Genomic DNA, 17,227 nt, shown 5'->3' with positions numbered 1-17,227 from the left:
GATCGACTGCAGCTCAGAGAGATTGCACCAGCCCCGAGCCGGCGTAGACCGTCCGCAGCGCTCGCAGCGACAGCATCGCATGCGCGGTGTCCACGGCGAACGGCCGGCCCTCGGCGACCGCTGCGTAGAAGTCGGCGATCAGCCGACCGTGCGAGGCGCCCCAGTAGCTCGTGCTGCCGTCGGGGGCCGGGTCCTGCGCCAGCAGCTCGACCGACCCTCGGGGCGGTGGTGGTGCAGGGCACCGTCCGCGAGGCGCAGCAGCCCCTGCTCGGTGCCGACCTCGAGCATGACCGGGGCGTCGGTCCAGTGCCGGTTGGTGGCGACCAGGGCGCTGGTCACGCCCGACGTGTGGGTGAGCGTGACGTGGGCGGTGTCCTCGATCTCGACGCCCGCCGCAGCGGTCTCGGGGTCGGCGTGGGCGGCCCACCCGGCCACGGACGTGGCGTCCCCGAGCAGCCACAGCAGCAGGTCGAGGGTGTGGATCGCCTGGTTGATGAGGGTGCCGCCGCCGGCGGTCTCCCACCGGCCCCGCCACGGGGCGGCTCGGTAGTAGCGGGCGTCGCGGTGCCACCAGACCGAGGCCCGGGCGCCGAGCGGCCTTCCGTACGAACCGGACTCGAGCGCCTGCCGGAGTGCGAGCGACGTGTCGTTGTAGCGGTTCTGATAGCAGACACCCACCTGCTGACCGCGGGCGGCCGCCTGCTGGGCGGCGTCGTGGAAGCGCTGCGCGTCGAGCAGCGTTGGCGCCAAGGGCTTCTCGGTGAGCACGTGGGCGCCGGCGGCCAGCGCGTCGAGCGCCACCGGCAGGTGCTGGTCGTGCGACAGGCACAGGTGCACGACGTCTGGCCGGGCCTCGGCCAGCAGCGTGCGACGGTCCGTGAATGCCTGCGTGCCATAGGTCGCCGCTGCCTCGGCGGCCCGTGGCGCGTCGGTGTCGCACACGCCCACCAGCTCGACGTCGGCGAGGGCGGCGATCGGCGCGAGGTGCATCCGGGCGATGGTGCCCGCTCCGACGACCGCCGCGGTGCGGGTCATGACCCGCCGGCCAGGGCGCGCTGCGCCCAGTCGTAGGAGATCTGGTGGCTCTCGAGCCGGGTGGGGACGCTCGGCACGTCGACTTCGATCATGTAGTCGCCGGCATAGCCGGCCGGCATCGCCGCCATGACGGCGTCGAAGTCGACGACCCCGTGACCGGGCTCGACCCACAGCCGCTTCGTCGCACCGATCTCGTGGTAGCCCATCGACGAGTCCGCCTGGGCTGGAAGGTGATCCGCGAAGACGTCCTTGATGTGGATGCCCCGCACCCGGTCGGCGTAGTCGCGGATCAGCGCCGCCGGGTCCATCCCCGCCCAGCGCATGTGCCCGGTGTCGGGGCCGAACCCGAGCGCGGCAGGCTCCAGCTCGTCGAGCACGTGCCGCAGCTCGCGCTCGGTCTCGACCAGGCTGCCGACGTGCGGGTGCATCGTGGGATAGAGACCCGCACCCAGCAGGATCTTGCACACGGTGGCGAGGTTGTCGGTGGTCCGGTCGAGCTGCTCGGGCGTGTAGTCGACCCCGACCGCCGGCGTGGCCATCCGGGTGGGGGTCATCGGGGCGATGACCATGGTGGTGTCGAGGCCGAGCGAGCGCTGGTCGTGCGCGAAGCGCTCGAGCGACTCCCGCCCACCAGGTGCGAGGCCGGCAGCGTCCTCGGTGAACGGCGCCATGACGGTGCTGATCGCCGGCGCCAAGCCGTAGCTGCCGATCCACGAACGGTATTCTTCGGCCGACATGCCCTCCGGCAGGTCGGCCTTGACCGCGGTGAAACCGATCTGCTGGAAGTCGGCGAACGCCTCGTCGAAGACCTCCTTGGACTTGTCGACCTGCCCGTCGCGGGCCCAGTAGGGGATCGGGTTGACCGAGATCCGCGGCCCGGGGCCCGCCGGGCTCACAGCGCCACCGGCTTGCCGGTGCGGGCCGACTCGTAGACCCCCGTGATGACGGCGATCGAGCGGCGGTTCTCCTCCAGCGTGACGCGCACCGGCTCCGCGCCGCGCATGGCGGCCAGGACGTTGCGGTACTGGAAGGTGTGCGCCTGCGACAAGGACCCCGGGTCCGCACCGGCGCTGACCGCGGGGGCACCCGTGCCGGGATAACGGTCTACCTGGTTGCCGTCGCCGGGGGTGCCGTAGTCGTCGGCACCGGGGCCGGACGGTTCGGCGGTGTGGATGAAGGTGAGCCCGTCGCTGTCGATGACGGCACTGCCCTGGGAGCCGTGCACGTGCAGGTGGGCGCTCATGCCGGGGTAGGCCGCGGTGGAGGCGTGCAGCACGCCGAGGGCCCCGCTCTCGAAGCGCACGACACCCACAGCGACGTCCTCGACCTCGATCCGCTCGGTGCTGGAGTCGAACCGGTGCTGGCTGATGACCGACACCACGACCCCGGCGTCGTCGCGCGCCGCGATCAGCTCGTCGGTCTTGTCGAGGGTCACCTCGGCGGGCTTCTCGATGATGACGGCCTTGCCGGCCCGCATCGCCTCGATGGCCGGCTCACCGAAGAGGCCGGTGGGCGTGCAGATGGCCACCAGGTCGGTCTCGGTGCCCTCCAGCGCCTCGGCGAGCGTGAGATAGGTTGCGCCGCCTACGGGTTCGGCGATCTTGGTCGCGCGCTCCGCGACCGGGTCCACGACCGCGACGAGCTCGATCTCGTCGGCGAGGTCACGGGCTACCTGCGCGTGATGCTTGCCGATCACTCCGGCGCCCACGATGGTCAGCCTGGTGCGGGTCATGCGTACTCGATCCCTTCGTCCTGCAGCATGGCGGTGAAGGCGGCGTGCGCCCGGGTCCACTCGGACGGCCCGGAGAAGCCGCCGAGCTCGTCGGCCTGGGCCAGGTGCGGCTCCAGGGAGAAGAAGCCGTCGAAGCCGTCCTCGCGCAGCGCCCGGATCGTCTCGACGACCTGGTCACCCTCGCCCGCAGCCACCACGGACCCGTCCTTGCTCAGGGCGTCCTTGATCTGCAGGTGGACGACGTGCGGACGCAGCTGGGCGTAGCCCTCGTCGAACGGTCGGGCGACCCCGACCTGCACGAAGTTCGCCGGGTCCCAGGTGAGCTGCAGCGACGGGTCATCCACCGACGTGACGATGTCCAGGCAGCGGGCCGGGGTGTCGCCGTAGATCTCCTTCTCGTTCTCGTGCAGCAGCGTCACGTCCCGTCCGTGCGCCGCCTGCGCGAGGGCCGCCATCCGCCGCAGCACCTCCTCGCGGTGGGAGTCGGGGTCATCCCCCGCGGGGATGAAGAACGAGAACAGCCGGATGAAGGGCGCGTGCAGCCGCTCGGCGACATCGAGGCAGTGCTCGAATCGCTCGAGGTGCGGCTCGAACGGGTCGGTGATCGAGATCTTGCCGATCGGAGACCCGACCGCCGAGACCGACAGGTTGTGCTCGGCGAGGATTCGCTCGACCTCGCTCAGCTGGTCCTCGTCCAGATCGAGGATGTTGACGCCCCACGCGCTGCGCAGCTCGAGGTGCGTCAGCCCGAGCCGGACGAGCTGGTCGCACTGGGTCTGGAAGTCGGGGTCGATCTCGTCGGCGAAACCGGACAGGGTCCAGGTGGCTGGCGTCCTCGGGGTTGGCGGGTCGCGCTGCCCAGTCAGCCACGCCCAGGCCGGTCGGCCCAAACGGTTGCCATCAGTTGCCCGGACGCAGCGTGCGGTCCAGCAGCTCGCGCAGGGCGGCGTAGTGCCGCTCGGTCGCCTCCTCGTGGTACGCCTCCGTGTCGGCCATCGTGAAGCCGTGCGGCGCGCCCGGGTAGACCTCGTTGGTGGCGGTCAGCCCGTGCGCCGCCAGCGCCTCGCCGAGCGCCCGGACCTGCGCCGGGGGCATCGAGCGGTCGTGGTCGGCGTGCCCGAAGCAGAACTCCGCCGTCGCGTGCGCGAGCGCCAGGTGCGGGCTGTCCGGCGCATCGGTGACCAGCTGGCCGCCGTGGAAGCCCGCGCACGCCGCTACCAGGTCCGGCCGCTCGCCGGCGGCCCGCATGGCCAGGCGTGCCCCCATGCAGTAGCCCACGACGCCGACCGGCCCGGGGCGCACCTCGGTCCGCGACTCGAGCACCTCCAGGTACGCCCGCAGGTCAGGCACCGCCTTCTCGCTGGTCAGCCGGGCGATCCGGGGCTTGGCCACCGAGAAGTACGCCGCCCGCTCCTGCGGGGTGTCCTGCGGGCCCTGGGGGAGCAGCTCGGCCACCGAGCCGTCCCGGTAGAACACGTTGGGCACCAGCACGACGTAGCCCCAGGACGCTACCCGCCGGGCCATCTCCTCGAGGTACGGCCGCACGCCGAAGACGTCCATCAGCAGCAGCACCCCCGGCCAGGGGCCGTCGCCCTCGGAGGGGGTCACGAGCAGGGCCTCGGCGGTGCCGTCGGGGGTCTCGATGGTGATCATGGCACCCATCATCCCTGCGGACCGGCCGACTAGGGTGTGCGGGTGATGTGCTGGATCGACGCGTCGTGCGGCGTGGCCGGGGACATGCTGCTAGCGGCGCTGCTGGACGCGGGCGCCGACCTCGCCGCGGTGCAGGCGGCGGTCGACGCGGTCGTGCCCGGTCTGGTCACCATCGAGGTGGCCGAGGTGCAGCGCGGCGGCTTGCGGGCCACCAAGGCCGTGGTGCGTCCCACCGCCGACGAGCAGCACCATCGCGCGTGGAGCAGCATCGAGGCGGCGCTGCAGGCCGCCGACCTTCCCGAGGACGTCCGGGAGCGCGCGCAACGCGTCTTCGCCCGGCTCGCCGAGGCGGAGGGCCGGGCACACGGCGTGGCGCCCGCCGACGTGCACTTCCATGAGATCGGCGCCTGGGACTCCATCGGCGACATCGTCGCGGTCTGCGCCGCGCTCGCCTCGCTCGACGTCGACACCCTGACCGTCGGGCCGATCGCCGTCGGCTCGGGTCGGGTGCGCATGGAGCACGGCGAGCTCGCGGTCCCCGGGCCGGCCCGTCGTAGAGCTGTCCCGCGGCCTCCAGGTCGTCCCCGGTCCGGCGGCCACGGAGCTCGCGACACCCACCGGTCTGGCGCTGCTCTGCGACGCACAGCAGGTCGACGCGATGCCCGCAATCACGGTGCGCGCCAACGGGATCGGCGCGGGCGACAAGGACTTCGCCACGCACGCCAACGTCGTGCGGGTGGTCCTGGGCGAGGTTGCCGGGGCCATGGGAGCGGCCGGGGTGGCTGACGCGGCGGCGCCGCAGACGCGCACGCTGCTGGAGTGCAACGTCGACGACCTCGACCCGCGGGTCTGGCCGGACGTCCTGGACCGACTGCTGGCCGAGGGGGCGGACGACGCGTGGCTGACGCCGATCGTCATGAAGAAGGGCCGCCCGGCGCACACCCTGTCGGTGCTCACCTCCGACCCGGCCTCGGCGCGGGAGCTGATCTTTGCCCTGACGTCGACCCTCGGTGTGCGCGAGACCGTCGTCGCCCGGACGGTTCTCGAGCGCAGCTGGGTCCCCGTGGCCGTGGCCGGTGTCGAGGTGCTGATCAAGCTCGGGCACCGGGACGGCGTGATCATCAACGCCGAGCCGGAGTTCGTCGACGTGCAGAAGCTTGCCGTCTCCCTCGGGGTCAGCACCCGCACCGCCCTGCGCTCGGCCCAGGCCGCCGCTGTCGAGGCCGGCCTGGTGCCCGGCGCGCCGCTGCCCGCGGGCTGCTGATCGATCCGGCTGCTCCCGCTCTGGGCCCATGTGGTCGGGCTCGTGTGATCGGGTCCGCGGCGGGCGTGGGGCCGGACCCTACGGGCCTACCATCCGGCGCTCGCCACCTCGCGCCTCCCGCCAGGCCCGCCACGGCCCTCCGGGCCGGGCCCCACGCCCCCCGCTCGGCTCGCTCGGTCGTCCCCACCCGCTCGGCTCGCTCGCTCCTGCGCAAGGCCGTTGCCCGTGCGCTTCGGACTGATTCACGCCGTGTAGAACGTTCGAATCGCCCGGTTTCGGCCATGAATCAGTCCGAACGGCACGGATGGTCAGGCCTCGACCGGGGGAGCGGTGGCGGCGATCTGCGCCGCGAGATGGCCTGCGCCGTAACCGTTGTCGATGTTGACGACCCCCACGCCGGCGAGCACGCGTTGAGCATGGCGAGCAGCGGCGCGAGGCCGTCGAAGGCGGCGCCGTAGCCGACGGACGTCGGGCAGGCCACCACGGGGGCGGACACCAGCCCGGCCACCACGCTCGGCAGCGTGCCGTCCATGCCGGCGACGACGACGACCGCTGCGGCCCTGCGCAGCAGGTCGAGCCGCCCCAGGACGCGGTGCAGGCCGGCGACCCCCACGTCCATGACCAGCTCGGTGCGGCGCCCCCGGTAGCGCGCCGTCAGCTCCGCCTTGCGGGCCACCGGGAGGTCCGACGTGCCGGCCGCGGCGACCACGACCAGCCCACCGCTCGGGGTCGGCACAGCGGGTGGCCACGCGAGCAACCGGGCGCTCGGGTCGTGCACCGCGTCGGGCAGCACCTCGAGCACGGCAGCAGCCCGCTCGGCGTCAGCTCGGGTGAACAGCGTTGTCTGCGTGCCGAACTCACCCCCAGCCGACGCACCCATATCCGACCTAGCCGCAACCGACTCACCCGCACCCGCCCCAGCGTGGAAGGCCTTGATCCGGCGGGCGATGTCGCGCACCTGGTCGACGGACTTGCCCTCGCAGTAGATCGCCTCGGGATAGCCGCGGCGCGCGGCGCGGCCCAGGTCCAGCTCGACGTCCGCGGGGGTCGACCCGGGCTGATCGGGCTCAGCCACGACTGACCTCGACCAGCGGCAGGGTGAACGCGCCGGACTGGATGCCGCTGAGGTCTACCGTGACGAACCGGAAGCCTGCGGCGCGGACGTCGCGCAGCAGCTGCTCGCGCACCGAGGGGGTTACGGCTCGGGGGAGCTCGTCGACCAGCAGCTCGACGCGCGCCACCTCCCCGTGGTGGCGCACCCGGCAGTCGGTGAAACCGAGCGCGCGGACCGCCGCCTCGGCCGCCTCGACGGCGGCGAGCTTGGCGGGAGTGACCTCCTGGAAGTGCGGGATCCGCGAGGCCAGGCAGGGTGCCGCCGGCTTGTCGGCGCACCGCAGCTCGAACGCCCGAGCCACCTGGCGCACCTCGACCTTGGTGAGGGCGGCGTCGGCGAGCGGGCGCAGCACGGCGTGCTCGGTCGCCGCGCGGGCCCCGGGTCGGTCGGGGCGCACGGCGTCGTCGGCGTTCTCGCCGTAGGCGACGGCGGTCAGCCCGAGCTTGCCGACCAGCTCGGTCGAGATGCGGGTGAACAGCTCGTCCTTGCAGTGGAAGCAGCGGTCGGGACCGTTGGCCACGTAGGCCGCTCGCTCACCCTCGTGCGTGGTGGTCCCGACCTTCCGGCCCGACCGCTACCTCGAGCCCGGTCGCGCCGACTGGGTCCATCTCGTAGACCGTCTGGGCGCGGTGAGCGGCGAATCCGTCGACGACTACGCGGGATTCATCGCCGCTCTGGAAAACCGTCGCGCCTACTTCAAGGCCCACTGTGCGGTCTCGACGGACCACAGCCACGCCGACCTCGGGACCGAGCGGCTCGAGCAGCGGGAGGCCGAGCGCCTCTACGCCGAGGCCCGTGCGGGCACGATCACCGCCGAGCAGGCCGACGCGCTGCGCCGCCACCTCGTCTGGGAGATGGTGCGGATGGCGACCGAGGACGGCCTGACGATGACCGTCCACCCCGCGGTCGCGCGCAACCACCTCACGCCGACGTTCGAGCGCTTCGGGGCCGACGTGGGCTGCGACATCCCGATCGCGCTGGAGGTCACCCGCGCCCTGCAGCCCGCCCTGGTCGACTTCGGCACCCACCCGAACCTCCACCTCGTGCTCTTCACCCTCGACGAGACCGTCTTCTCCCGCGAGATCGCCCCGCTCGCCGGCTTCTACCCGTCGGTCTACGCCGGGGTGCCGTGGTGGTTCCTCGACGCGCCCGACGCCATCAAGCGGTTCCGCCTGGCCGTGACCGAGACCGCGGGCTTCACCCGGACGTCGGGCTTCATCGACGACACCCGCGCGTTCTGCTCGATCCCCGCCCGGCACGACATGTCCCGTCGGCTCGACGCGTGCCACCTCGCCGACCTCGTCGTGGAGCACCGGCTCGAGGAGGACGAGGCGCTCGAGACCATCCACGCCCTGGTGGCGGACAACCCGCGAAAGGTGTTCAAGCTGTGAGCGACTCACCCCGACGGCTCTCCCGCGAGGCGGGCGACGGCCGTCCCGCCGCCCCGGTGCGCATCGCGCACCTCGGCCTCGGCAACTTCTTCCGCGCCCACCAGGCGTGGTACACCGAGCACGCGCCCGACGCCGCCGACTGGGGCATCGCGGCCTTCTGCGGCCGGTCGGCCACCCTCGCCGAGCAGCTCGCCCCGCAGGGTGGGCTCTACACCTTGCTGGTGCGGGCCGACGACGGTGACCGCCCCGAGGTCATCTCGTCCGTGGTCGCCGTGCACCCGGCCGACGACCTCGACTCCTGGCTCGGCTACGCGCGGTCGCCCGAGCTCGCCGTCATCACGCTCACCGTCACCGAGGCGGGCTACCGCCGCGGTCCCGGTGGGGACATCGATCTGGCGGACGCGCAGGTCGCGGCGGACCGCGACGCGATCGTCGCGGGTCGGCTCGCGGACGTCGTGACCGCACCCGGCAAGCTGCCCGTCGCCATGATCGCGCGCCGGGACGCCGGCCTGGGGCCGCTGACCGTGCTGTCGTGCGACAACCTGCCCGACAACGGGCACGTGGCCGCGCAGGTGACCCGCAGCCTCGCGACCGCCGTCGGTGGGGACCTCGCGTCCCTGGTCGACGAGCACAGCTTCGCCACCTCGATGGTCGACCGGATCACGCCGCGCACCACCGACGACGAGATCGAGGCCGTGCGGCGCAGCACCGGCCTGGACGACGCGGCACCGGTCGTCACCGAGCCGTTCGTCGAGTGGGTGGTGGCCGGTGACTTCCCGGCCGGCCGACCCGCGTGGGACGCCACGTTCGTGCCCGACGTGGAGCCCTTCGAGCAGCGAAAGCTGTGGCTGCTCAACGGATCCCACACGCTCATGGCCTACGCCGCGTCGGCCCGGGGTCACGAGGTGGTCTCCGAGGCGATCGCCGACCCGGTGGTGCGCTCGTGGGTGGAGCAGTGGTGGGACGAGGCCGCGCGGCACCTGCGGGTGCCCGCGAGCGACGTCGAGGCCTACCGCGCGGCCCTCGTGGAGCGCTACGAGAACCGGCAGATCCGGCACCTGCTCGCCCAGATCGCGTCGGACGGGTCGCAGAAGATCCCGGTCCGCATCCTGCCCGTTCTCCGCGCCGAGCGGGCGGCCGGTCGGGACGGTCGCGGCGCGGCTCGCGCGGTGGCTGCCTGGGTCCGGCACCTGCAGGGGCATGGCGCCCCCGTGAACGACGCGGGTGCCGCGGCCTATGCTGCTGCGGTGAACGACACCACCACCAATGACGCGGTCCGCGGGGTGCTCGACCAGCTCGATCCGCAGCTGGCTGGCGATCCCCAGCTCGTGCGGCTCGCAGCCGAGCTCGTCGAGGAGCTGGCCGCGTCATGACCCCGCCCCCGGCTGCACCGACCCCCTCGGATCGCGGCGACGCCGAGCGCTCGGCCGCGCGCTCGTCCGCCCCCGAGGTCGTCATCGGGCTCGACCTCGGGACGACCGCGGCGAAGGCCACGGCCTACGAGGTGGGTGGTGGACGGGGTGCGGTCGCAGAACGCGAATATCCGCTCCTGGAGCCGGAGCCCGGCTGGCAGGTGCAGGACCCGGAGACCATGGTCGAGGGCGCGCTCGGTGCCCTGCGCGAGGTGGTCGAGCAGACCCCGGCCGGGTCGGTGCTGGCCCTGTCGTGCAGCACGGCGATGCACGGACTGATCGGTCTGGACGAGCGGATGAAGCCGCTCACGCCGTTGCTCACCTGGGCCGACGCCCGCGCCTCGGGCATCGCGCAGGAGCTGCTCGGCACCGACGAGGGGCACGAGCTGCACCGGCGCTCGGGCACACCGATCCACCCGATGTCGCCGCTCACCAAGCTGATCTGGTTCGAGCGCAACGATCCCGACCTGTTCGGCCGGGTGCGCTGGTGGGTGGGTCTCAAGGACTACCTGCTGTGGCGGCTCACGGGTGAGCTCGTGACCGAGCTGTCGTGCGCGTCCGGCACGGGTCTGCTGGACCTGCAGGCGCGCGACTGGTCCGACGAGACGCTGCGCCGCATCGACGTGCGTCGCGACCAGCTGCCCCCGGTGCGACCCACCACCGACAGCCTCGGCCTCGGGTCGAGCGTGGCCGCCCGCATCGGGCTGCCGTCGGGCACGCCGGTCGTGCTCGGGGCCGGCGACGGACCGCTCGGCAACCTCGGCACGGGCGCGCTGCGCCCCGGCGTGGCCGGGCTGTCGCTCGGCACCAGCGGCGCTCTGCGCACGGTCGTCCCCGAGCCGGGGGTCGACGAGCGGTGCGCACTGTTCTGCTACGCCCTCACCGACCAGGACTGGGTCGTCGGCGGCCCGGTCAGCAACGGCGGCATCGTCATGCGGTGGGCGCTCGACCTCGTGGGCCAGGACCTGCTGCGGCAGGGGAGCGGCAGCGCCGACGCCAAGCTGGTCGAGCTCGCCGGCTCCGTGCCAGCCGGCAGCGAGGGCCTCGTGATGATCCCCTACCTGCTCGCCGAGCGGGCGCCGCTGTGGGACCCCTCGCTCCCGGGCAGCATCCTCGGCCTGCGTCGCCACCACACCCGGGGCCATCTGGTGCGCGCCGCGATGGAGGGGGTCGCGCTGCAGCTGGCCGCGATCGTCGATCGGCTGGAGGAGCTGCGTCCGGTGACCACCGTCCGCGCCACCGGTGGTGTCTTCCGAGCTCCGTTGTGGGGCAAGGTGATCGGCGCAGTCCTGGATCGGCCGACCTACCTGATGGCAGCGTCCGAGGGGTCGAGCCTGGGCGCGGCGGCACTGGGTGCCTACGCCATCGGCCGCGCCCCGACCCTGGGCACCGCGCTCGACCTGCTGAGCCCCGGCATCATGACGGCGGGCGAGCCGGTCGAGGTCGACCCCGCCGACGTCGAGACCTACGCCCGGCTGCGGCGGTCGGTGCCCGACCTGCTCGAGGCCCAGCAGCGGCTCGCCGGCGCCTTCACCCCTCGCTGACGATGACGTGCAGCGTGCGCGGGCCGTGCACGCCCTCGACCCGGGAGAGCTCGATGTCGCTCGTGGCGCTGGGGCCGCTGATCCACGTCTGCGGCTGACCGGCCCTGATCGAGTCCACCTCGCGGGCAAGGCCTTCCGGGACGTCGGTCGTCACCTGGTCGGCCCGCACGAGGCACACGTGGATGTCCGGCACCAGGGTCAGCGCCCGCCGTCCCTGGCCCGACCCGTGGTCCAGCACGATGGTCCCCGTCTCGGCGAAGCCCACCGCGCTGGTCGTGACCACCGCGCCGATCTCGTCCAGCTGCGCCGGCGACAGGTGGTCGTCCTCGCGCACCTCGACGCCGGCGTCGCGGATGGCCGCGACCACGTCGTCCGGCAGCCCGGCCGGCAGCACCACGGACGTCGCGCCATAGCGCTGCAGGGCGGCGACCACCCGGCCCGGCACCTCAGCCGCGCCGGCACGGTCTACGACGGCCTGGTAGTCCTCGACCCGCTCGACGAACAGGTCGACGACCTGGGCGTGGTCGCGGTGCACCGGGTCACCGGTGGTGCGGCCGTAGACCCAGTCGACCTCGACCGGGGGCAGGTCCAGGTCCTGCTTGGCGGCGCGGATCCGGCCGAGGATCTCCTCACGGGCACTCGTCATCGTTGGCCTCCTCGCTCGCGGGCCCACCAGTCGCGGAAGGACTCGCTCGGTGGGACGGGGACGTCGCGGGCCGTGGTCCACAAGGACGCGGGATACGGCAGCGGTCCGAAGTGGTTGAGCCGGCCACGCAGCACCTTGCCGCCGAAGCTCGGGAGCTTGAGGGCGGCCTCCATCCGACGGCTGTCGGCGAAGATCCAGGACGTCGCCTTCATGGCGGCCGTCTCGGCGTGCACCTCGTGATGGGCGGCCTTCTCCTGCACCACCTTGTGGCGCAGGTGCACGAGCAGCTCGGGGATCGGGATCTTGACGGGGCACACGTCGTAGCACGCCCCGCACAGGCTGGACGCGAAGGGCAGCGAGCGGTCAACCTTCGACCCGAGACCGCGCAGCTGCGGGGTGAGGATGGCGCCGATCGGACCCGGGTAGACCGAGCCGTAGGCGTGCCCGCCCACCCGCTCGTAGACCGGGCAGATGTTCAGGCACGCCGAGCAGCGGATGCAGCGCAGCGCCTTGCGACCGACCTCGTCCGCGAGGGCGGTGGTGCGGCCGTTGTCGAGGAGCACGACGTGCACGTCCTGCGGCCCGTCGCCCGGAGTCGTGCCGGTCCACATGCTCGTGTAGGGGTTCATCCGCTCACCGGTGCTGGACCGGGGGAGCAGCTGCAGGTAGACCTCGAGGTCCTCGACCGTCGGCACGATCTTCTCGATGCCGACGACGGAGATGAGGGTCTCGGGCAGGGTGAGGCACATCCGGCCGTTGCCCTCGGACTCCACGACCACCAACGTGCCGGTCTCGGCGACGGCGAAGTTGGCGCCCGAGACCGCGACCTTGGCGCGAAGAAACTTCTCGCGCAAGTGACTTCGCGACGCGGCTGCGAGGTGAGCGGGCTCGTCGTCGAGGTCCGGCGGTGCCGCCTCGCCGTAGGTGCCCATCTCCTCGAGGAAGATCTCGCGCACCTCGGAGCGGTTGCGGTGGATGGCCGGCACCAGGATGTGGCTCGGGCGGTCGTGGCCGAGCTGCACGATCAGCTCGGCCAGGTCGGTTTCCCACGCGGCGATGCCGGCCCGCTCGAGGGCCTCGTTGAGCTCGATCTCCTGGGTGGCCATGGACTTCACCTTGACCACCTCGTCCTGACCGGTCGCCCGGACGAGGTCGATGACGATCCGGTTGGCCTCCTCGGCGTCCCGGGCCCAGTGCACGGTGGCGCCGGCGGCGGTCAGCGACGCCTCGAGCTGCTCGAGGTAGTCGTCGAGGTTGCGCAGCACGCGGTCCTTGATCTGGGCACCGGCGGTGCGCAGCGCCTCCCAGTCGTCGAGCTCCCCGACGACCTGGGCGCGCTTGGCCCGGATCGTGTGGGTGGCGTGGCGCAGGTTGGCCCGCTGTTGGACGTTGGCCAGCTCGATCTTCGCGGCCTTGGGGAAGGGCAGGCTGTCGCGCAGCTCGCCCGGAGGCGGCGCGGGGGTCCGACGGGGGCTCATGAGGCGTCCTCCTCGGTGTGGGCGAGCACTTCGGCGAGATGGATGGCCTGCACGCCGGCGCGCTGCCGGTCGAGCACGCCACCGATGTTGAGCAGGCACGAGTTGTCGCCTGCGACAACGTATTCGGCACCCGTCGACGACACGTTGCGCGCCTTGTCGGACGCCATCGCCACGGACGTGTCCGAGTTCTTCATCGAGAAGGTGCCACCGAAGCCGCAGCACTCGTCGGCCGCGGGCAGGTCGATGAGGGTCATGCCCCGCACCTCCTTGAGCAGGCGGTAGGGACGGTCGCCGACCCGGGTGATGCGCAGCGAGTGGCAGGTCGGGTGGTAGGTCACCCGGTGCGGGAAGTAGGCCCCCACGTCGGTCACCCCGATGACGTCGACGAGCAGCTCGGTGAGGTCGTAGGTGCGGGCCGAGGTCCGCGCCACCGCCTGCTCGAGCGCAGGGTTCTTGGCGTAGCGCGCCAGGATGGGGTGCTGGTCGCGGACCGACCCCACGCACGACCCCGACGGGCCGACGATGTAGTCGTAGTCCTCGAACGCCTCGACGTAGGTCCGCACGCTCGGCAGGGCGTCGTCGTAGTAGCCGGTGTTGGTGAAGATCTGCCCGCAACAGGTCTGCTGGGTGGGGAACTCCACCTGGGCACCGAGTCGCTCGAGCAGGCGGAGCGTCGCGATCGGCGTGCCGGGGAACATGGTGTCGTTGACGCACGTGGCGAACAGGGCGACGCGCAGCCCGGCCGCTGGTCTGGCATCACTCATCGGGACCTCCAACGACGTTGGGGCGCCAGCACTTCGGCGGCGCCGATCACGGCAACATCCAGGACAGGACGGGCGTCGACTGGAGGCCGACGAGCAGGCACAGCACGACGAGCAGTCCGAGGCTCCACCAGATTACCTTACGAAGGATCTCCGACTCGCGTCCCAGCAGACCGACGGCGGTCGCCGCGATCGTGAGGTTCTGCGGGCTGACCATCTTGCCGACGACGCCGCCGGAGGTGTTGGCGGCCACGAGCAGGGTCGGGTCGATCCCGGCCTTCTGCCCGGCGGTCTGCTGCAGCGTGGCGAACAGGGCGTTCGCGCTGGTGTCGGAGCCGGTCACGGCCGTGCCCAGCCAGCCGAGCACGGGCGAGAAGAACGCGAACGCGGCGCCGGTGCCCGCGATCCAGGTGCCGATGGTGATCGTCTGACCGGACAGGTTCATCACGTAGGCGAGCGCGAGCACCGACGCGATCGTCAGCATCGAGAACTTGAGCTTCTTTGCGGTGCCGGTGATCTCGCCGACGAACTGCACCGGGGTGACGCGGTAGACCACGGCGACGATCACGGCGCAGATCAGCAGCATGGTGCCGGGGCTGGACAGCCACTGGAACGTGTAGACCGTGGAGGTCGAGACCTTGCCGGAGACGGTGAGGACCTGACCGTCCAGTCCCGGCCAGGGGATCTTGACGTCGGTGCTGGTGAGCCAGTCCTTGATCGGCGTGACGAGCTTGCTGAGCGAGAAGACGACGATCACCAGCAGGTAGGGGAACAACGCCATGGCGATCCGCGACCCGGTCAGCCGGGTGCCGCGCTCCGGCGGCGCCTCCGGCAGGGCGGCGCGCTGGGCCTCGCTGAGAGAGGCGCGCTCGTGGTCCCGCTCGGCGTGCAGGGCCGCGAGGGCGTCCGCACCGCCCGCGGGCTGCCAGAACCGGAGCACGACGACCGCCGCGGCCAGGCCGGCCAGCGACGCGATGATGTCGGTGAGCTCTACGGAGACGAAGGTAGCGCTGATCCACTGGGCGACGCCGAAGGTCACGCCCGTGGCCAGGGCTACCGGCCAGGTCTGGCGCACGCCGCGGCGACCGTCGGCGAGGTAGACCAGGAAGAGCGGGACGAAGGCGGCGATGATCGGCGTCTGGTGGCCGACGTAGGCGCCGATCTCGTGGTAGGGGATCTTGGTGAGGTTGCCGGCGGTGATGATCGGGATGGCGATCGCGCCGAACGCCACCGGTGCGGTGTTGGCGAGCAGCACGACTGTGGCGGCGCGCAGCGCCGAGAAGCCGATCGCCATCAGCATCACGCCGGTGATGGCGACGGGCGCTCCGAACCCGGCGAGCGCCTCCAGCAGGCCGCCGAAGCAGAACGCGATGAGCATCGCCTGGATGCGAGCGTCGGAGCTGATCAGCCCGAACACCGCTCGCAGGTCCTCGAACCGGCCGCTCACCACGGTGATCTGGTAGAGCACGATGGCGGTGAACACGATCCACACGATGGGGAAGAGGCCGAAGACGGCGCCCTCGCTGGCCGACAGCAGGGCCGACCCGATCGGCATCCGATAGCCGAGGACGGCGACCAGGATGGCGACGAGCAGGGCGGCGAGGCCGGCCCGGTGGGCCTTCCAGCGCAGGCCGCCGAGCGTGACGAAGACGGTGACGAGGGGCAGCAGCGCGACGAGCGCCGAGAGCCACAGGGGCCCGAGCGGGGCCACGTCGGGGCGGTAGGTCGTGATCATCGCCAGGGGAACTCCATCGTTCTCGAAGGGTTAAATGGTCAGACCATTAAGACTGTAGGGCCAGCCGCCAGCGCAGGTCAACACCCCGCTGCCGGGTAGGGTGGTGCCCGGCCGCAGGGGGATTCGGCCGCACCGGTGCGGCGGGGGTCGTCGTCCGGGACCGACGAGCCGAGGTGGACCGATGCCCGAGAAGGCCTTTCGGGTGGTGCTGCAGCACATCGAGGCCGCCGTGCTGGACGGGCGGTTGACCATCGGCAGCACCCTGCCGGCCGAGCGCGAGCTCGCCGCCTCGCTCGGCGTGAGCCGCGCCGCGGTGCGCGAGGCCATCCGCGCCCTGGAGGCCCAGGGCGTGCTCAGCACGTCGGTCGGGGCGGGCGCCGCGGGTGGGACGAAGGTCACACCCAGCCAGTCCGCCGCCCTCACCCGGATGCTGCGACTGCACGTCGCGCTGGCCGACTTCCCGGTGCACGAGGTGGTCGACCTGCGGGTCGTGCTGGAGCGGCTGAGCGTGACTCTCGCGGTGGCCTGCATCACCGGCGCGGAGCTCGCCCAGCTGGGTGACGTCCTCGACGCCATGGAGGAGCCCGCCATCTCGATAGAGGACTTCAACGAGCTGGACACGCGGTTCCACGTCCTGGTCGCCGAGGCGGCGCGCAACCGGCTCGTCACCGACCTCACTGTCGCCGTGCGCGAGTCGCTGCGGCTGCCGATCCTCGACGCGTCCCGCGAGATGGTCGACTATCCGGGCTTCCGGGGCGAGCTGCTGGAGCACCACCGGGAGATCTACGACGCGATGGTGGGGCGGGACTCGGCCCTCGCAGCGGACCTGCTCGAGAGCCACATCCGCAGGGCCTACGAGATCCTGCCGACCATGCGGATCTCCCGCACCGTCTCGCCCGACGGTCCGACGACCGAGTCCCGATAGGCGCTGTCCGGGCCGAATCCGCTGTCTGACAAGAACTTCCGCGTCGCCTCGTCACTCGCCGGCAGCCAGATGTAGACCGTGTCCGCGCCGCGCTCGCGCAGCACGTCGACCGCCGCGTTGAGCAGCCGCGAGCCGTGCCCCTGGCGGCGCGCGTCGGGGTGGACCCCCAGGGTGAGGACCTCGGCGTCGCCCTCGGTGGCGTCGGGATCCGCGCACGGACCGACGCTCACGTAACCCACGACCTGCGGCCCGGCGCAGCCGACCAGCAGCTGGTGACCGGCCGGCGGGGTGCCCTCGAGGGCCGCCCGCCACGCCCGGCTGAACGCCAGCGGCTCGAACCGGGCGAGCGTCTCGTCCGGCACCACGCCGCGGTAGGCCAGCCGCCACACCTGCGACTGCACGACCCCCACCGCCGGGGCGTCGCTCGGTCGCGCCGACCGCACGCTCGCGTCGGCCGACCCGGTGGCGGGCTGCAGGTGCTGGTGGTCGTGCCCGTCGTGCGGGTGCTCGTGCTCGTGGTCGCTCACGGCTCGATCC

The 17,227-nt window shown here is 72.3% G+C and carries 16 protein-coding genes and 2 pseudogenes; 6 read left to right on the top strand and 12 right to left on the bottom strand.

The genetic code is table 11. From position 1 onward, the window contains the following. Positions 1–138 precede the first annotated feature (138 nt). Genes MM440_RS05615 through MM440_RS05595 form a run of 5 tightly spaced genes read right to left on the bottom strand, consistent with a single transcriptional unit; the run spans position 139 to position 4,420 of the window. Positions 139–1,035, bottom strand: a complete 897-nt coding sequence (locus tag MM440_RS05615) for a Gfo/Idh/MocA family protein (RefSeq protein ID WP_241443255.1) — start codon at positions 1,033–1,035, stop codon at positions 139–141. Next, a complete protein-coding gene (locus MM440_RS05610) occupies positions 1,032–1,931 on the bottom strand; it encodes a sugar phosphate isomerase/epimerase family protein (RefSeq protein WP_241443254.1) in 900 nt (299 codons plus the stop codon). Before MM440_RS05610 ends, MM440_RS05615 begins: the two co-directional genes overlap by 4 nt. Next, positions 1,928–2,767: a Gfo/Idh/MocA family protein gene (locus MM440_RS05605; RefSeq protein WP_241443252.1), complete on the bottom strand. Its 840-nt coding sequence runs from the start codon at positions 2,765–2,767 to the stop codon at positions 1,928–1,930. Before MM440_RS05605 ends, MM440_RS05610 begins: the two co-directional genes overlap by 4 nt. Then, the gene (locus MM440_RS05600) at positions 2,764–3,657 is read right to left on the bottom strand and encodes a sugar phosphate isomerase/epimerase family protein (protein ID WP_241443250.1); all 894 of its coding nucleotides are present in this window, start codon (positions 3,655–3,657) and stop codon (positions 2,764–2,766) included. The genes MM440_RS05605 and MM440_RS05600 overlap by 4 nt, the downstream gene beginning before the upstream one ends. Before the next feature lie 10 nt (positions 3,658–3,667). Continuing rightward, positions 3,668–4,420, bottom strand: coding sequence for a dienelactone hydrolase family protein (locus MM440_RS05595; RefSeq protein ID WP_241443248.1), 753 nt, complete (start codon positions 4,418–4,420; stop codon positions 3,668–3,670). A 45-nt stretch (positions 4,421–4,465) separates the two neighbouring features. Between MM440_RS05595 and larC the strand changes: the two are divergent. After that, positions 4,466–4,909 (top strand): annotated as a pseudogene (larC, locus tag MM440_RS17590) (nickel insertion protein); the annotation flags it as partial. Between the two features lie 70 nt (positions 4,910–4,979). Then, entirely contained in the window at positions 4,980–5,684 is a 705-nt protein-coding gene (gene larC2 / locus MM440_RS05585) for a nickel pincer cofactor biosynthesis protein LarC2 (RefSeq protein ID WP_241443376.1), read from the top strand. A 286-nt stretch (positions 5,685–5,970) separates the two neighbouring features. Here larC2 and larB read toward each other — a convergent pair whose 3' ends face one another. Together larB and larE are read right to left on the bottom strand one after the other, a co-directional pair. Continuing rightward, positions 5,971–6,759, bottom strand: coding sequence for a nickel pincer cofactor biosynthesis protein LarB (larB, locus tag MM440_RS05580; RefSeq protein ID WP_338155608.1), 789 nt, complete (start codon positions 6,757–6,759; stop codon positions 5,971–5,973). Beyond that, entirely contained in the window at positions 6,752–7,318 is a 567-nt protein-coding gene (gene larE / locus MM440_RS05575; protein ID WP_338155607.1) for an ATP-dependent sacrificial sulfur transferase LarE, read from the bottom strand. Before larE ends, larB begins: the two co-directional genes overlap by 8 nt. Positions 7,319–7,346: 28 nt before the next feature. Between larE and MM440_RS05570 the strand changes: the two are divergent. The 3 genes and pseudogenes from MM440_RS05570 to MM440_RS05560 form a co-directional block, all read left to right on the top strand. Next, a pseudogene (locus MM440_RS05570) lies at positions 7,347–8,189 on the top strand (glucuronate isomerase); the annotation flags it as partial. Further along, complete coding sequence (locus MM440_RS17275) at positions 8,186–9,562, top strand: mannitol dehydrogenase family protein (RefSeq protein ID WP_241443244.1); 1,377 nt, start codon at positions 8,186–8,188, stop codon at positions 9,560–9,562. The pseudogene MM440_RS05570 and the gene MM440_RS17275, both read left to right, overlap by 4 nt. Continuing rightward, positions 9,559–11,145, top strand: a complete 1,587-nt coding sequence (locus MM440_RS05560; protein ID WP_241443242.1) for a gluconokinase — start codon at positions 9,559–9,561, stop codon at positions 11,143–11,145. The genes MM440_RS17275 and MM440_RS05560 overlap by 4 nt, the downstream gene beginning before the upstream one ends. Here MM440_RS05560 and MM440_RS05555 read toward each other — a convergent pair. From MM440_RS05555 to MM440_RS05540, 4 genes are read right to left on the bottom strand one after another with little or no spacing between them, the layout of a single operon-like run. Beyond that, positions 11,132–11,791, bottom strand: coding sequence for a LutC/YkgG family protein (locus MM440_RS05555; protein WP_241443240.1), 660 nt, complete (start codon positions 11,789–11,791; stop codon positions 11,132–11,134). The genes MM440_RS05560 and MM440_RS05555 overlap by 14 nt on opposite strands. Further along, a complete protein-coding gene (locus MM440_RS05550; protein ID WP_241443238.1) occupies positions 11,788–13,269 on the bottom strand; it encodes a LutB/LldF family L-lactate oxidation iron-sulfur protein in 1,482 nt (493 codons plus the stop codon). The genes MM440_RS05555 and MM440_RS05550 overlap by 4 nt, the downstream gene beginning before the upstream one ends. After that, a complete protein-coding gene (locus MM440_RS05545; RefSeq protein WP_241443236.1) occupies positions 13,266–14,033 on the bottom strand; it encodes a (Fe-S)-binding protein in 768 nt (255 codons plus the stop codon). The genes MM440_RS05550 and MM440_RS05545 overlap by 4 nt, the downstream gene beginning before the upstream one ends. 46 nt (positions 14,034–14,079) lie before the next feature. Continuing rightward, a complete protein-coding gene (locus MM440_RS05540) occupies positions 14,080–15,765 on the bottom strand; it encodes an L-lactate permease (protein ID WP_241443234.1) in 1,686 nt (561 codons plus the stop codon). A gap of 181 nt (positions 15,766–15,946) precedes the next feature. Between MM440_RS05540 and MM440_RS05530 the strand changes: the two genes are divergently transcribed. Further along, positions 15,947–16,690, top strand: coding sequence for a FadR/GntR family transcriptional regulator (locus MM440_RS05530; protein WP_277626278.1), 744 nt, complete (start codon positions 15,947–15,949; stop codon positions 16,688–16,690). Here MM440_RS05530 and MM440_RS05525 read toward each other — a convergent pair. Next, positions 16,618–17,217: a GNAT family N-acetyltransferase gene (locus tag MM440_RS05525; protein ID WP_241443232.1), complete on the bottom strand. Its 600-nt coding sequence runs from the start codon at positions 17,215–17,217 to the stop codon at positions 16,618–16,620. The genes MM440_RS05530 and MM440_RS05525 overlap by 73 nt on opposite strands. Positions 17,218–17,227 lie beyond the last annotated feature (10 nt).

It is taken from the genome of Arsenicicoccus piscis, assembly GCF_022568835.1.
GTDB classification, from domain to species: Bacteria; Actinomycetota; Actinomycetes; order Actinomycetales; family Dermatophilaceae; genus Arsenicicoccus; species Arsenicicoccus piscis.
This window is presented reverse-complemented; position numbering and strand designations above follow the sequence as displayed.

Coding starts and splice junctions, on each gene's coding strand:
- MM440_RS05545 (WP_241443236.1), bottom strand. CDS start 14,033: ATGAGTGATGCCAGACCAGCGGCCGGGCTGCGCGTCGCCCTGTTCGCC.
- MM440_RS05595 (WP_241443248.1), bottom strand. CDS start 4,420: ATGATCACCATCGAGACCCCCGACGGCACCGCCGAGGCCCTGCTCGTG.
- MM440_RS05530 (WP_277626278.1), top strand. CDS start 15,947: ATGCCCGAGAAGGCCTTTCGGGTGGTGCTGCAGCACATCGAGGCCGCC.
- MM440_RS05615 (WP_241443255.1), bottom strand. CDS start 1,035: ATGACCCGCACCGCGGCGGTCGTCGGAGCGGGCACCATCGCCCGGATG.
- MM440_RS05550 (WP_241443238.1), bottom strand. CDS start 13,269: ATGAGCCCCCGTCGGACCCCCGCGCCGCCTCCGGGCGAGCTGCGCGAC.
- MM440_RS05605 (WP_241443252.1), bottom strand. CDS start 2,767: ATGACCCGCACCAGGCTGACCATCGTGGGCGCCGGAGTGATCGGCAAG.
- MM440_RS05560 (WP_241443242.1), top strand. CDS start 9,559: ATGACCCCGCCCCCGGCTGCACCGACCCCCTCGGATCGCGGCGACGCC.
- MM440_RS05540 (WP_241443234.1), bottom strand. CDS start 15,765: ATGATCACGACCTACCGCCCCGACGTGGCCCCGCTCGGGCCCCTGTGG.
- MM440_RS05555 (WP_241443240.1), bottom strand. CDS start 11,791: ATGACGAGTGCCCGTGAGGAGATCCTCGGCCGGATCCGCGCCGCCAAG.